At 43.5% G+C, this 14,617-nt stretch carries 14 protein-coding genes; 12 read left to right on the top strand and 2 right to left on the bottom strand.

Annotated elements, in window-relative coordinates:
- The gene (locus tag ABFY19_RS08120) at positions 1-1,098 is read left to right on the top strand and encodes a BMP family lipoprotein (protein WP_418790153.1); all 1,098 of its coding nucleotides are present in this window, start codon (positions 1-3) and stop codon (positions 1,096-1,098) included.
- On the opposite strand, the gene ABFY19_RS08115 is transcribed toward ABFY19_RS08120, so the two are convergent.
- Positions 1,088-2,137 (bottom strand): hypothetical protein, encoded by a 1,050-nt coding sequence (locus ABFY19_RS08115; RefSeq protein ID WP_418790152.1) that lies wholly within the window; start codon positions 2,135-2,137, stop codon positions 1,088-1,090. The two genes, ABFY19_RS08120 and ABFY19_RS08115, sit on opposite strands and share 11 nt — an antisense overlap.
- 171 nt (positions 2,138-2,308) lie before the next feature.
- Between ABFY19_RS08115 and ABFY19_RS08110 the strand changes: the two genes are divergently transcribed.
- The 10 genes from ABFY19_RS08110 to ABFY19_RS08065 all read left to right on the top strand — a co-directional run bounded on the left by ABFY19_RS08110 (position 2,309) and on the right by ABFY19_RS08065 (position 10,811).
- Positions 2,309-3,076, top strand: a complete 768-nt coding sequence (locus ABFY19_RS08110; RefSeq protein WP_418790151.1) for a DUF1614 domain-containing protein — start codon at positions 2,309-2,311, stop codon at positions 3,074-3,076.
- Entirely contained in the window at positions 3,069-4,286 is a 1,218-nt protein-coding gene (spoIIP, locus tag ABFY19_RS08105) for a stage II sporulation protein P (RefSeq protein ID WP_418790149.1), read from the top strand. The genes ABFY19_RS08110 and spoIIP overlap by 8 nt, the downstream gene beginning before the upstream one ends.
- Before the next feature lie 25 nt (positions 4,287-4,311).
- The gene (locus ABFY19_RS08100; RefSeq protein ID WP_418790148.1) at positions 4,312-5,205 is read left to right on the top strand and encodes a YIEGIA family protein; all 894 of its coding nucleotides are present in this window, start codon (positions 4,312-4,314) and stop codon (positions 5,203-5,205) included.
- Between the two features lie 10 nt (positions 5,206-5,215).
- The gene (locus tag ABFY19_RS08095) at positions 5,216-5,398 is read left to right on the top strand and encodes a capping complex subunit for YIEGIA (RefSeq protein ID WP_418790147.1); all 183 of its coding nucleotides are present in this window, start codon (positions 5,216-5,218) and stop codon (positions 5,396-5,398) included.
- 22 nt (positions 5,399-5,420) lie between these two features.
- Complete coding sequence (locus ABFY19_RS08090; protein ID WP_418790146.1) at positions 5,421-5,909, top strand: DUF3189 family protein; 489 nt, start codon at positions 5,421-5,423, stop codon at positions 5,907-5,909.
- 11 nt (positions 5,910-5,920) lie between these two features.
- Positions 5,921-6,376 (top strand): DUF3189 family protein, encoded by a 456-nt coding sequence (locus tag ABFY19_RS08085; protein WP_418790145.1) that lies wholly within the window; start codon positions 5,921-5,923, stop codon positions 6,374-6,376.
- Between the two features lie 94 nt (positions 6,377-6,470).
- A complete protein-coding gene (locus ABFY19_RS08080) occupies positions 6,471-7,790 on the top strand; it encodes a DUF512 domain-containing protein (protein WP_418790144.1) in 1,320 nt (439 codons plus the stop codon).
- Positions 7,791-7,802: 12 nt separating this feature from the next.
- Positions 7,803-9,134 carry a ribosome biogenesis GTPase Der gene (gene der, locus ABFY19_RS08075; protein WP_418790143.1) on the top strand — a complete coding sequence of 444 codons (1,332 nt, stop codon included), beginning with the start codon at positions 7,803-7,805 and terminating at the stop codon, positions 9,132-9,134.
- Between the two features lie 20 nt (positions 9,135-9,154).
- A complete protein-coding gene (gene plsY / locus ABFY19_RS08070; protein ID WP_418790142.1) occupies positions 9,155-9,745 on the top strand; it encodes a glycerol-3-phosphate 1-O-acyltransferase PlsY in 591 nt (196 codons plus the stop codon).
- 31 nt (positions 9,746-9,776) lie between these two features.
- A complete protein-coding gene (locus ABFY19_RS08065) occupies positions 9,777-10,811 on the top strand; it encodes an NAD(P)H-dependent glycerol-3-phosphate dehydrogenase (RefSeq protein ID WP_418790141.1) in 1,035 nt (344 codons plus the stop codon).
- Positions 10,812-10,993: 182 nt separating this feature from the next.
- Here the strand turns inward: ABFY19_RS08065 and typA are convergent, their stop codons facing one another.
- Positions 10,994-12,838 (bottom strand): translational GTPase TypA, encoded by a 1,845-nt coding sequence (gene typA / locus ABFY19_RS08060; RefSeq protein WP_418790140.1) that lies wholly within the window; start codon positions 12,836-12,838, stop codon positions 10,994-10,996.
- A gap of 282 nt (positions 12,839-13,120) precedes the next feature.
- On the opposite strand from typA, the gene spoIVA reads away from it, so the two are divergent.
- Positions 13,121-14,599 carry a stage IV sporulation protein A gene (gene spoIVA / locus ABFY19_RS08055; protein WP_418790139.1) on the top strand — a complete coding sequence of 493 codons (1,479 nt, stop codon included), beginning with the start codon at positions 13,121-13,123 and terminating at the stop codon, positions 14,597-14,599.
- Positions 14,600-14,617 lie beyond the last annotated feature (18 nt).

The raw sequence follows: 14,617 nt of genomic DNA, 5'->3' as shown, positions 1-14,617 counted from the left end.
ATGGCGCTGAAACGAGTGGGAATATTCGGTTTGCTGTTGGCAGTAATCTTTGTTATCGGCGGCTGTTCCGGGGAGAACCCCTCAAAAGATGAGGAATATAAACAGTATGGTTCTCTTGAACCGACTAAAATTGGGGTTGTTTTAGGGTCCGGGGAGAATACAGGTGGGATAAACGCTGCAGTGGATGCAGGGGTAAAAGAATTAGCCGTTGAACAAAGCCTTGAATATAAGACAATGTCGCCGGGGGATCTGGTAAACAATGCTGAAACAATAAGTTATTTGGCTGAAAATGGCTATGACATTATCATTGCAGTTGGTCAGGAGTTTGAGAATGACCTTGACCTGGCAGCGCCTCAATACCCGGATACAGCCTTTGCCGTTGTACAGGGCGAAGTGGACCAGCCAAATGTTTTAAGCATGAAAATTGATGATAACGAAGGCCTTTTTCTGGCTGGCGCTGCTGCGGCATTATTAACTAAAACTAATTTTGTTGGATTTGTTGGCGGGGAAATGACTGGCACCAGTCAGGAAAAAGCCTTTGCCCGGGGTGTTCATTTCATTAATTTGGCGGAAGGAAAGCAGGTAAAGGTTATTTCAGTATTTACAGGAATGACTAAACAAGCTTTTATTGATCCGCAACAGGGTAAAGAATTGGGACAAAAATTGTTTGATGCGGGAATTGATGTTGTTTTTACGCCGGCCGGTAACTTTGGGGCAGGTTTGGCAGGGGCTGCTGCGGAAAAAAAGAAAATTGCTCTTACCAATGACCGGCAGTTGATGGAAAAAATGCCGTGGAATGTATTCGGCGCAGTTGTTCAAAAACCTGAAAATGCTGTTTATACCGCATTAGCCGGAATATTAGAAAACAGTGTTTTAAACGGTAAAATGGCTTATGGCATCAAGGAAGGCAGTGTGGATTTTGTGTTGAGCCAAGCTGTTTCTTTAGAAATAAAGAATAAACTTAATAGTATTAAGGAACAGTTTAAAAATAATCAAATTAATACCTATACGGTGCAAATACCCGAAGGGTTAATTATTAAGCTAAATGAGTTCTTTGTTAACAGCACCAATCCTGCAGTGAAGGAAATCATTTCTTAAGAATTGGTGCGGAAAAAAGGCAAACTAAGAAGACGAGTGAAACATAACCAAACAATGGATATAGTACTCCTACCAGTTCGGAAAATCCAAACTGGCTCATGACCAGTGATCCTGTTAGGAGAACAATAGTAATTTTTATGTAACTAAACTTGCTGTTAGATGTAATTCTTGCTGCAAGGCCATAGATTGTGCCTATTATAGTTGTGAAAATTTCAGCCCAAAGGACAAACGAAAAGATAACTTGGGCAAATACGGTCATTGACCCGGCTACAAAAAGGCTGGGAATTTCGTAACCGGCTGAATCGGGATAGTGACTGAGTATTGCAAGGTTAATCAGCATGGCTAAGCCACCCAATCCAAGTCCTCCAAAGACACCGCCGTAAATAAGGGAACGGCGGTCTTTTATTTTATTTCCCAATGGGGCTAGAACAGATGAACCCAAGGTAAGATTATATGAAGCATAGAGAAGGGCGGAGATAAACCACATACCGGAAGGTTCTCCGGAAACCGGATGGAAATTCGAACTGATAGCCGAAATCCTGGTGCCTGATATGGCCGGAACAATGGCAGTCAGGCATATAGTAATCATTAAAGGAACAACTACTGAATTGGTATTTATAACTCCCCGGATTCCAGAGAGTACGGTAGCCATTGAGATCAACAGAGTGAGCAGTGTTCCCAGCCAATATGGCAATCCCCATTGCTGGCAAAGCACTGCTGCAGAACCTGCCAGCATTACACTGAGGCTGCCGAAAAGGAAAACTCCCAGAACAAGATCAACCACACGACCAAGTTTGCGGCCACAGACATATGTTACTATTTCACCGAATGAGCAGGCTTTTAGTTTATGGCCAAGGACCATAATCAGTGTTCCCCCGGCACAGAAGATGGAACAGCTTAGTAAAATACCGATAATTCCTGTTGGCCCAAAATGAGCAAAAAACTTCAGGATTTCCTGTCCTGATGCAAAACCGGCTCCCACTATTGTGCCTATGAAGGTTGCGGCAACTTTCCAGGTGTCCCTGATGAATAACGGCATTAGCACAACTCCTCGTTTAATAGATTGCCTTTGGCAACTTCCCACATAATGAATATATTTTTCTTTCGGCAAAAGATTACTTGTAATGGTTAAAAGTGTATAAATTTAAGTGAGAAGGGAAATCTAAATTATGCATTCCTTTAGAAAAAGAGTGCTGAAAGGAGAGTTGATATGACAGGTTTCCCTTTAGGAATAATTGCTTTGATTATCGTTTCTGTACTAATCTATTTTGGCCTTGCACACAGGATTCTGGACCGTTTAAGAATATCTGACAAAACTGCTCTGGTGATTCTGGCTGCCATGATTGTGGGAAGTTTTATAGATATTCCCATAGCATTTGGCAGAGTGGATGCATCTGTTAATGTAGGTGGTGGCCTTATCCCAATTGGACTGGCAATATATGTATTGACAAAAGCAGGGTCCAAAAAGGAGTGGCTGCGGACTTTGATTGCTACCGGGATCACCGGAGTTGTCATCTATTATATCGGGTCTGTCCTAATGCAGGGTGGGCCTGGAGGAGGAGCTTTTGACATATTGGATCCTATATGGATGTATCCGATTATAGGAGGCCTGGTGGCATATATCGCAGGACGTTCCCGGAGATCTGCATTTATTGCAGCCACACTGGGGGTACTCCTTCTTGACATATTTAATTGGATTTATTTGTTGGCCACAGGTACTCCTGGAAGAATACTTATCGGAGGGGCAGGAGCTTTTGACTCCATCGTCTTGGCAGGAATTATTGCCGTACTGCTGGCAGAGATTATCGGAGAATCCAGGGAAAGGCTTCAGGGCGGACCGGCTAGCCGCGGTCGGGACCCCAATCTCTTGAGCAATTTGGAAAATACTGAATATGCCAGTACAATGGGCTTTAAAAATAAATCGGAAAAAGAGGATTCGTATCTAAAGAAGCCAAAGGTGGATGAGTCTAATGAATAGAAGATTACAGTTAATATTTGGCATAATAGTAATGTTAACAGGAATCGGATTAATGTTGGTGCCTCTAACAGGATTAATTCCTACAGTTGAACAGGTATCGGTACCATTTTTGGATAGGTTTGTTTCAGGCGGTTTTGAACAGGAACTTGAGGTTGGAGAGTATATAACCGTGGTTGATGAAAAAAGCGGAAAGCTGCTCGACATGACCGGAAGGGTGGTATATGTTGGGGATGAATTTATTAATGAAAATAATGAACAGTATGAAATAACTAAGGTCAGGGGCGATAAGGCCTTTGCCAAAAAGACCGGGGTCGCTTCCGGAATAGTCTGGAAAGACGAATGGGATACAGTTCCCGCTGCGGGGGGTAGCAGTATGGTTAGCAGTACTGTTAATAGCAGCGGAGGTCAAGCACAGATAGCTATTTATCATACTCACAGTGATGAATCCTATGTACCTACTGATGGAACAGAAAGCCAGCCGGCTAATGGAGGGATACTGAAAGTTGGCAGCAGTCTGGCAGAAAAATTACAGGCTAAAGGGATAACGGTTGCTGATGATAAGACGCCACATGAACCACATGACGCAAATGCTTATCACAGATCCAGAAAGACTGCTGTCAGGCTTCTGAAACACAATCCCGTTGCACTGCTGGACATTCACAGGGATGGGGTTCCAGACCCCGGATTTTATTCAGAAACTATTGAGGGTGAAGATATAACTAAAGTCCGCCTAGTTGTTGGCAGGCAAAACCCGAAGATGGCAACTAACCTGCAGTTTGCCAAAGATATTAAGGCATATATGGACAAAAACAAGCCAGGACTTATTAAAGGCATTTTCATTGGAAAGGGTAACTATAACCAAGACCTTGGTCCAAGAGCAATATTGCTTGAAGTTGGTACTTATACCAACATACGGGGGAACGCTGAGGATGGTGCAGCCATTTTTGCCGATGCATTACCTGATTTGCTTAATCTTACAGCAGCTAAAGGCACAACTTCCGGACAGTCGGGCAGTGCATGGTCAACTCTGGCCTGGCTGGTGGGAACATTACTAGCAGGAGGAGCAATATTCCTCTTTATCAGCACCGGAAGCATCAAGGGCGTCAAAAGCAAGCTGGGTGAATTAAAAAAGACTGAATTTGCTAACTACTTTGGATTGAAAAAACAAACCGGGGATGTTGATGAAAATATAAAAGATGAGGATGAGTAAGTTATGATGCATAGGAGTAATCCGGATGAATGAATATGGCATTACTATTGGTTTGGGGGTACTCATTGGAACCTTTGCCAGAATATATATGCTTAGGTCTGATTATCGCCAGTATCCGGGTTACCCACATGGCTATGTAACTCATTTATCACTTGGTTTTATTGCAGCAGCTTTGGGGTCGGTAGCTCTACCAGCAATTGCAGAAAAACAATTTGCCGCAGTTACGTTTCTGGCTTTGGCGGGCCAGCAGTTCCGGGAAGTGCGGAACATGGAACGCGAAAGCCTGGCAGCACTAGAAGCAGCAGAACTTGTACCAAGAGGACAAGATTATATCGAAGGAATAGCCAGGGTATTTGAAGCAAGAAATTATCTTGTTATACTGACTGCACTTGTAACAAGCTCAGCCAATTATATTACCGGCCGGCCCCTGTTATCAATATTTGTTGGAATTGTTTGCATATTATTATCAGGTATAATGATGCGTGGTAAGGTTATTGGAAACATTGCCAGGGTTAAGGCAGGAAAACTCAATTTTAAAGGAGCACTTCTTCTGGTCGATGAGATTGACATTATGAATATCGGCTTGCCGGGGATGAGGGAAAAGATATTAACTGACGGCCTTGGTGTAGTTATCCACCCTTATGATGATAATGCCAGGGCAACCCTCCACAATATGGGGCAGCGGCAGGCAATAGCCCATGTAGCCACAACAATATTGGGGACCAAAAAAGATGTCGATACACCTGAATTTACGCCAATGGTTAGAAAAAATATAGATACCGGAGCTATTGCTCTTTTTTGTGTTCCTGCTGAAAAAGATATAGAAAGCTTGATAGCTGTGGTTGAACGGGTTCCGGTTCTGGAGAGCGCAAGGAGAGCACCGTTAAAAACAAAAGCCGGTAGAATTGCCGCAGATTAAGGGGAGATCTATGAGAGACGAACAACTTATGGCAGTGGTAACTTTAAATAAGGATGTAGTGGGGGGAGATGTCCCCATATTTTTTGCTGAAAATGAGGAACAACAGTCTAATATAGCTACAACTCTGGCCAAGGTTCTTAAGGGAATGGTCCATGATATAGGTAATGGTGCTTATATAATTGTCAGACATTAACTAATTTTCAGGGAGGCCAAAAATGAAAATTATATATCATTGTTACGGTGGGGCTCATTCTTCGGTAACCGCTGCGGCTATTCACTTGGGATGGCTGCCCACAGACCGCATTCCAGGGAATGAGGAGATAAAAGCAATACCTTATTTTGACAGGCCGATAACCCGTGACCACGGCAGACTGCAGTTTATGGGGAATGATGAGTTTGGTAATGATATATATGTAATCGGACGGAGAAGCGCTGCCACGGTCTTTGAAAATATGGCGATTGGGTTGGCAGGGGTCTATGGTTTTAGTCCTGATCAGCTCCTTGTGGTTAATGTTATGCCATATGTTAATTGGAAGATGATGGTGGGAGGCTTTACTTCCCGAAGACTTGGCCTTAAAGCAATAGGAAGACCGGTAGTTACTGCAGGTGTCAAATTTTCTTACTGGAAAATTGTGAGTATGGTTAACCGCATCAAAGTTTGCAAGGCCTCAAGAAATAAACGGGAATTGATACAAGTAAAGTAAGGGGAGGAGAAATGAAGGTTTTTTTTATTTGCCGGTCAGGGCACCATACTTCAGTAATTGCTGCATTTTTATATTTGGGGAAGTTGACCGGAAGCAAAATAAATAATAAAGATATTTTCAGCCTCCCGGGCTTTGATGAAACAGATTTCAGGGATACCGGAAGGCCGTTTTTTGCCGGGACAAATGATGTCGGGACTGAGGTTTATACTATTGGGGCATTATCTTTTGGCAGTTTATTAAAAAAGGCAGCAGGTGAAATGATAAAACTGTTCAACGATAACACTAACACTGCGGAATGGCAGGTTATTGATGTTTCTTTGTATACCAGCAGGTGGACTGTTTGGGGGCTAAGAATAAAAAAACTGCATCTCCGAGCTTTAGCAAAAGCCTTTTTTTATCTTGGAGCTAGAAGAGAAACCATACGGCTGGCAGGATTTTTGGAAAAAAACATGATTAGGCAAGCATGAGTAAAAAAAGCGCATTTAGCGCTTTTTCTTGACTTAGCGGTAAACTTGGAGCATAATTATTGGAGAAAACAACAAGACTTGGGGATGAAATAGAGTGGGCAATCAAAAACTGGTCGTGGATGGGGTTATGGCAGGCAGTATTGCTGATGAACTGGGAATTGAACAGGGTGACCGTATTCTCGCAGTAAACGGTATCCTGCCAAAGGACCTGATTGATTACAGGTTCCTATGTGCTGATGAGTTTATTCAAATTGAAATAGAAAAAAAAGACGGTGAAGTATGGTCTTGTGAAATAGAAAAGGATTATGATGAGGACTTGGGAATTGGATTTGACCGGGATACTTTCGATGGAATTAGGAACTGTGCCAATAAATGTGTATTTTGTTTTGTTGACCAAATGCCTCCAGGCATGAGAGGGACCCTTTATGTCAAAGATGACGACTATAGGCTGTCATTTCTGCATGGGAATTTCATTACTCTGACCAACCTTACAGATAAAGATATGGAGCGAATCATCAGCCTGAGACTGAGCCCTCTTTATATATCGGTACATACTACAAATCCTGAGTTAAGACAAAAAATGCTGGGCAGTTCCCATGCCGGTAAGATAATGCAGCAGATGTCGGCTCTGGCGGATGCTGGAATTGAAATACATACCCAAGTTGTTCTCTGTCCCGCTGTTAATGATGGCACTGAACTTGACAGGACAATTGGCGACTTGGCTTCATTGTATCCAGGCGTTATTTCAGTGGCCATCGTTCCTGTGGGCCTAACCAGGTATCGCGAGGGTTTGCCTGGGCTGAGGAAGTTTACCCGCAAAGAGGCGGAAACCCTGAACGGACATTTGTACAGATTTAGGGAGGAATTTTTGGCCAGATATGGCGATCCGCTTGTTTATGCGGCAGATGAATTTTTTGTTTTGGCAGAACAGGAATTTCCGCAGGCTGAGTATTATCGTGATTTTCCTCAAATAGAAAACGGTGTTGGTTTGGTAAGGCTGTTTTATGACAGTTTTGCTGAGTGCCAGCGGTTACTTCCGGCAGAACTGGCACAAAATAAGAGTATTGCGATAGTTACCGGGGTATCTGGAGACTATGTGCTTCAACCCATTGTCGACAAACTTAATCAGGTCAGGAACCTGTATGTAAAGAACGTGTGTGTAGTTAATAGCTTTTTTGGCACAGATGTAACCGTAGCCGGGCTGTTAACAGGACAGGACATAATTGATGCCCTTAAGAGGGAGGGAACCTGTTTTGACCTGGTACTCATACCTTCTGTTGCCTGCAAAAAGGATGAACCGGTTTTTCTTGACGGAAAAACACCAGATGAACTTGAACAGGAGCTGGGGGTTAAACTTCAGATAATTGATACAGACCAAGGGGCAGGACAAATGATTAGGGCAATTATTGAATGAGGAGGTCCTGGTGTGGCAAAACCTATTGTAGCAATAGTTGGCAGACCCAATGTGGGGAAATCCACGCTGTTTAACAGAATAGCCAGTTCAGGAGGCATGGTGGCAATTGTTGAAGACAGACCGGGGGTTACCCGTGACAGGCTTTACCGGGATGCTGAATGGCTGAACAGGGAATTTACTCTTGTGGATACAGGAGGTATTGAATTCCGAGATGTGACTGACTCTATTTCACAAGGAGTACATTTGCAGGCCAAACTGGCAATAGATGAGGCTGATGTAATTCTGTTTGTTGTCGATGCCAGGGAAGGGCTGGTACCAGTGGATGAAGAGGTAGCCCTGGTGCTCCGGAAAACTAAGAAGCCCGTCATTCTTATTTCCAACAAGGTTGAGGATTTTTCATCAGGTTATGATGTTTATGATTTTTATAAGCTGGGTCTTGGTGAACCGGTAATGGTTTCGGCTGCTCACGGCAAGAATATTGGGGACCTGCTGGACATGGTAATTGAACTTCTGCCGGATTCATCAGGTGATGACAATGTTGATGAGGATACCGTGAAAATTGCGGTCATCGGTCGGCCGAATGTGGGGAAATCTTCAATAGTAAATTCAATCCTGGGAGTTGAACGGGTAATTGTCAGTGATATTGCCGGGACCACCAGGGATGCTATTGACACATATTTTGAGCAGGGTGACAAAAAATATCTGCTGATTGACACTGCCGGAATGAGAAAAAAAGGCAAGATCAATGAACCTACGGAACGATACAGTGTGATTAGGTCATTAAGGGCTGTTGATAGATCTGATGTAGTATTGATGGTCATTGATGCAGTTACCGGTGTGATTGAACAGGACAAGAAAATAGCGGGTTATGCTCATGAAGCCGGAAGAGCTATAGTAATCGTTGTCAACAAATGGGACTTGGTGGAAAAGGATGATAAAACAGTCCTTAGATATACTGAAGACATTAGGGAAAAACTGGGTTTTATGCAGTATGCCCCGGTTGTTTTTATATCTGCACTTACCAGGAAGCGGGTGCCTAGAGTTCTGGAGCTGGTGGACTATGTTGCCGAACAGCATGCTATGAGAATTTCAACAAGCAATCTTAATGAATTGATCCAGGAAGCTGTTTTACTTAACCCGCCTCCTTCAGATAAAGGGAAGAGGTTGAAAATTCTGTACGGAACCCAGGCTTCGGTTAAACCGCCTACATTTATTCTTTTTGTAAATGATACCGAATTGATGCACTTTTCTTACCTGAGGTATCTGGAAAATCAACTGCGCAGCAGTTTTGGGTTTGAAGGGACTCCCATCAGGATAGTTGTCCGCCAGCGTAAGGAAGATTAATAAACGGGGGAGGGGAGCCAATGAACGGTTATGTGGCAATAATTGTCGGGTACTTGCTAGGATCGGTGCCTTTTGGCTACCTGGTAAGCAAGTATTGGAAAGGCATTAACATTCTTGAACACGGAAGCGGTAATATTGGGTTTACCAATGTTCTACGAACCCTGGGGTGGCCGCCGGCGGCTGTAGTCTTGATCGGGGATATTAGTAAAGGCTATTTTGCCGCATGGCTTGGACTATACATCGGTGGAGAAGTTTTCGGTATTTTATGTGGCTTGGCTGCGCTAATTGGACACAGTTTTTCAGTATTTCTTCGATTTCGGGGGGGCAAGCTGGTAGCCTGTGGTTTTGGGGTGTTGCTGGCGCTTGTTCCGGAAGTTGCTTTTTCAGCTTTGGCTACGTGGCTTGTTGTAGTGTTTTTGACCAGGTACGTGTCCCTGGCTTCAATAACTGCCAGTGTGGTCATGGCTCTGTCCATGTTTCTGTTTGACGAATCTGCTGCAATGAGGGTGTTTGGATTTATTGCCGCAGTTTTTCTAATACTGAGGCACAAGAATAATATAATAAAGCTGCTTCATGGAAACGAGAACAAGATTAGCCTGAAAAACAGGTAATACTAATTACTGGCGTTAATGGGAGGGAAAAATGGAAAGAATAACGGTCATCGGAGCTGGAAGCTGGGGTACGGCTTTGGCTGTTCTGCTGGCAAGGAAAAACTTGCAGGTTAAAATGTGGTCGGTGGAAAAGCCTGTTGTAGAGGAAATGAACAATAAAAAGACAAACGAATCATATCTTCCGGGAGTTATAATTCCGGATTCTGTTTACGTTTGTCATTCTGTTGAAGAAGCACTGAAAAAAGCTACTGTTATTGTGATGAGTGTCCCGTCACAGGCATTTCGTGAGGTGGTGCAAAATATTCTCCCATTTCTTAGTGGGGAAGAAATGATAGTAAATACCGCTAAAGGGATTGAGGAGGCATCATTAAAACGGCTTTCAGAGGTGTTTTATGAAGAGTCGGATAAGGATTTCCACAGAAATTATGTAGCCCTGTCAGGTCCCAGTCATGCCGAAGAGGTAAGCCGGGAAATTCCCACAACTGTTTCCGTCGCGGGTGCCGATAGAAAAATTTGTGAACGGGCCCAGGACTTGTTTATGTCACCGAGGTTCAGGGTTTATACTAATCCTGACATTGTGGGAGTAGAAATGGGTGGGGCATTGAAGAACGTAATCGCTATATGTACTGGAATTTCAGATGGCCTGGGATTCGGAGATAACACAAAAGCGGCCCTGATGACAAGGGGCCTGGCTGAAATATCCCGCCTTGGCGTGGCTTTAGGTGCTAATCCGCTTACTTTTGCGGGTCTGGCCGGGTTGGGTGACCTTATTGTTACCTGTACCAGTATGCATAGCCGAAACAGGAGATTTGGGATAGAAGTGGGAAAAGGCAAAACGGTTGAGGAAGCCTTAAAGACAGTGAGGATGGTTGTCGAAGGTTACAGGACTACAACTGCGGCATACCGGCTGGGCAAAAATATGGGAGTAACCATGCCGATAACAGAACAGGCCTACAATGTGCTCTATAAAGCCAGGAACACGGCAGAAGCGGTTTCTAACCTCATGATGAGGGGTAAAAAACACGAAATCGAAGAGGTGGTTGAGACCGCATACCCTGATTGGTAGCTGGGAGTAGAACATTCTCACTGTAAAAACAGTGATGGGGCAAATATTATAATATGAATAAGAAGTGGCAGAGGTGTTCCGGAACGACGAGTCTGACGTCAGCTTGTCGGCGACTGCTATTGCAGGAGCCGGTAACAAGCTGAGTTGTAGTCGTCGTGGAGGAATATATCTGCCACTTCCTTTTACTGTGCTTTCATTACACTTAACTGTTTATTGTACTTGGCCCGTTCTTCCTTATTAAGGATCTTTTTTCTCATCCGCACATTTAGTGGGGTTATTTCAACCAATTCATCATCATTAATAAATTCAATACACTCTTCAAGGGAGAGCAGCCTGGGCTCTTTCAGCTTGACTGTCTCATCAGAACCGCTGGCCCTCATGTTGGTGAGGTGTTTGCGCTTGCAGACATTAATCTCAAGGTCTTTGTCCCGGTTATTCATGCCAACAATCATACCTTCATATACCTTTGTTCCAGGCTTGATAAAAAGTATTCCCCGGTCTTCAACCTGAATCATTCCATAGGTAGATGATTCTCCGGTTTCCCATGCTATCAAGGCCCCGTTGTATCTTGCTCTAATATCCCCCTTATATGGTTCATAACCGTTAAAGTTGTGATTCATTACACCGCGGCCCCTGGTTTCGGTGAGGAATTCGGAGCGGAACCCAATCAGCCCGCGTGCTGGAATGTTAAACTCAATTCTAATCTCACCAGTGTTTATTGGTGTCATATTAATCATTTCACCCTTCCGCTTGCCCAGGTTTTCAATAACTGTACCTATGGCATCTTCAGGGACATCTATCACCAGGTACTCCATTGGCTCCATGAGTGTACCATCTATGGTTTTATAGATAACCTCCGGTTTGGAAACCTGCAATTCGTAGCCTTCACGTCTCATGTTTTCAATCAGGATGGATAGATGAAGCTCCCCGCGCCCGGAAACTTTCAGGGCATCGGCGCTGTCAGTATCTTCCACCCGCAGGCTGACATTGGAATCCAGTTCCCGGTAGAGCCGTTCCCTTAATTTACGGGAAGTGACAAATTCACCTTCAGTTCCGGCAAAAGGGCTGTTATTGACCATAAAATGCATGGAAAGGGTAGGTTCATCAACAGTGAGTACTGGCAGCTGCTGGGGATTGTTAATATCTGCCAACGTTTCTCCTATATTGACATCTTCGAGGCCGGCAACTGCTATTATATCACCTGCTGCTGCGGTGTTGACCTCAGTTTTTTTCAAGCCTGAATACGTAAAAAGACGGGCAATTTTCCCTCTCGCCAGACTTTTGTCATGCCTGATTACTGTAACTGTATCTGATTGGGAAACGGTACCACGGTTTATCCTTCCTACAGCATATTTGCCAAGGTAATTATCATATTCCAGGTTTGCTACCAGCATTTGAAAGGTTCCTGTGGTGTCACAGGCAGGAGGATCTACGCTGGAAACAATAGTTTCAAACAGTGGTTTCATGTTGATACTGTTATCTTCAAGTTCTTTTTTGGCCCAGCCTTCTCGTGCAGAGGTATAAATAACGGGAAAATCAAGTTGTTCTTCAGTAGCACTAAGTTCCAAGAAAAGTTCAAAAACCTCATCAACAACTTCATCAGGCCTTGCATCAGGCCTGTCTGCTTTATTAACAACGACTACAGGTTTAAGACCGGCTTCCAGGGCTTTGCGTAAAACAAATTTTGTCTGCGGCATGGGGCCTTCAAAGGCGTCTACCAACAGCAGGACGCCGTCAACCATGCTGAGTGCGCGCTCAACCTCTCCTCCAAAATCAGCATGGCCAGGTGTATCAACAATGTTTATTTTGATTTCATTAAATACAACCGCTGTATTTTTGGCCAAAATTGTTATACCGCGTTCTCTTTCTAGGTCATTGGAGTCCATTACCCTCTCGGTGATAACCTCATTATCCCTGAATATTCCGCTTTGTCTCAGCATACAGTCAACCAGGGTAGTTTTACCGTGGTCTACATGGGCAATAATTGCAATGTTTCTTATATTTATAATTTCTGTTTGATTGCTCATTTAATTCACGCTCCTTAATAAACACAGCATTCTTAGTATAGCAATATAGACGCTATCTATCAAGATATTTAATTTTAAATTCTTTTTTTTTACCGTCATAAAGGGGGGTTAGTCTCATATATATATATTGTTAATGTATGCCAATGGCAAAAAAAATCAGAGCCCCGATTTTACCTAAATATAATTTTATTTAATATCGTATTTAAGTGTTTGCGAAGGAGGGATGGCCAGGGGGAAAACATTAACACTTCAATAGAATGTGCAAGAAAGGAGTGTGTGTAGTTGGAAAAGCTGGACATCTTTCGGGACATAGCTGAAAGAACCGGAGGAGACATTTATTTGGGTGTTGTAGGCCCGGTGAGGACAGGAAAATCAACTTTTATTAAACGGTTTATGGACTTGTTGGTTATCAATAATATTAAGAATGTGCATGACAGGGAGAGGGCCAGGGATGAGCTGCCTCAAAGCGGTGCTGGGCGAACGATAATGACAACAGAACCGAAATTTATTCCTCAGGAAGCTGTGGAGATAACCGTTGGCAGTAATTTGAAGGTGAAAATGCGGGTTGTCGACTGTGTTGGTTATTCTGTGGAAGGAGCTTTGGGCTACGAGGAAAATGAGGGCCCAAGAATGGTAAGAACACCATGGTTTGATGAGGAGATTTCTTTTCAGGAAGCTGCGGAAATTGGTACCCGGAAAGTTATTGCCGACCATTCAACAATCGGGTTGGTAATTACTACTGATGGAAGTATAACTGAAATTCCAAGAGAGAATTATATCCCTGCCGAGGAACGAGTAGTCGCGGAACTTAAAGAGCTGGATAAACCATTCGTAGTGGTATTGAATTCTATCAAGCCTAAGGCGCCCGAGACTCAGGAACTGGCTGAGTCGCTGATGGAAAAATATAATGTGCCTGTGCTCAGTATGGATGTGGCCGAAATGACACAGGAAGATATTTTGGAAATTCTGGAAGAAATTCTTTATGAATTCCCAGTCAATGAAGTTAATATAACACTCCCCAAGTGGATCGAGGAATTGGAAGAGAAACATTGGCTCAGAGAAAAATTTGAGGAAGCTGTGCATGATACTGTAAAGGGAGTCCGCCGCTTGAGGGATATAGACTATGCCGTTGAGGAATTGGGGAGTTTTGAGTTTGTAGGGATGGCAATTCTAAATGAAATGAATATGGGTACAGGAATTGCCACTATTGATATGGATGTTAAAGAGGGCATGTTTTATCAGGTTATCCATGAGGTTTCCGGCTTTGAAATTGAAGGTGAACATACCTTGCTGCGTTTGATGAAAGAACTCAGCATAGCAAAGAAAGAGTATGATAAGATTGCTTCAGCTCTGAATGAAGTAAAGGAAAAGGGATATGGTGTGGTTACCCCGCGGCTTGATGAAATGGACCTGGAAGAGCCTGAACTGATTCGTCAGGGCAATAAATTTGGTGTAAGGCTTAAGGCAAGTGCCCCGTCGCTGCATATTATCAGAGCCGATATTAATACTGAACTGACTCCTATAATAGGTACCGAAAAGCAGTGTGAGGAACTTGTCCGTTATATGCTTAATGAATTTGAGGAAAACCCGCAAAAGATTTGGGAGTCTAACATATTTGGAAAATCCCTTCATGACCTGGTAAGGGAAGGCATACAAACAAAGCTGTATCAAATGCCGGAAAATGCCCAGGCTAAACTTCAGGAAACACTGCAGAGGATTGTTAATGATGGCAGTGGCGGCTTAATCTGTATAATTATTTAGTCTGCTGCAAATGTAATG

The organism is Phosphitispora sp. TUW77 (assembly GCF_048453025.1).
Lineage (GTDB): Bacteria > Bacillota > Thermincolia > Thermincolales > UBA2595 > Phosphitispora.
The sequence above is the reverse complement of the archived record's forward strand: the minus strand, read 5'-3'. Positions and strand labels throughout refer to the sequence as shown.

What these genes read in the sequence shown, in the direction of transcription:
- ABFY19_RS08120 (WP_418790153.1), top strand. Translation starts at nt 1, where the DNA reads ATGGCGCTGAAACGAGTGGGAATATTCGGTTTGCTGTTGGCAGTAATC.
- ABFY19_RS08115 (WP_418790152.1), bottom strand. Translation starts at nt 2,137, where the DNA reads ATGCCGTTATTCATCAGGGACACCTGGAAAGTTGCCGCAACCTTCATA.
- ABFY19_RS08110 (WP_418790151.1), top strand. Translation starts at nt 2,309, where the DNA reads ATGACAGGTTTCCCTTTAGGAATAATTGCTTTGATTATCGTTTCTGTA.
- spoIIP (WP_418790149.1), top strand. Translation starts at nt 3,069, where the DNA reads ATGAATAGAAGATTACAGTTAATATTTGGCATAATAGTAATGTTAACA.
- ABFY19_RS08100 (WP_418790148.1), top strand. Translation starts at nt 4,312, where the DNA reads ATGAATGAATATGGCATTACTATTGGTTTGGGGGTACTCATTGGAACC.
- ABFY19_RS08095 (WP_418790147.1), top strand. Translation starts at nt 5,216, where the DNA reads ATGAGAGACGAACAACTTATGGCAGTGGTAACTTTAAATAAGGATGTA.
- ABFY19_RS08090 (WP_418790146.1), top strand. Translation starts at nt 5,421, where the DNA reads ATGAAAATTATATATCATTGTTACGGTGGGGCTCATTCTTCGGTAACC.
- ABFY19_RS08085 (WP_418790145.1), top strand. Translation starts at nt 5,921, where the DNA reads ATGAAGGTTTTTTTTATTTGCCGGTCAGGGCACCATACTTCAGTAATT.
- plsY (WP_418790142.1), top strand. Translation starts at nt 9,155, where the DNA reads ATGAACGGTTATGTGGCAATAATTGTCGGGTACTTGCTAGGATCGGTG.
- ABFY19_RS08065 (WP_418790141.1), top strand. Translation starts at nt 9,777, where the DNA reads ATGGAAAGAATAACGGTCATCGGAGCTGGAAGCTGGGGTACGGCTTTG.
- typA (WP_418790140.1), bottom strand. Translation starts at nt 12,838, where the DNA reads ATGAGCAATCAAACAGAAATTATAAATATAAGAAACATTGCAATTATT.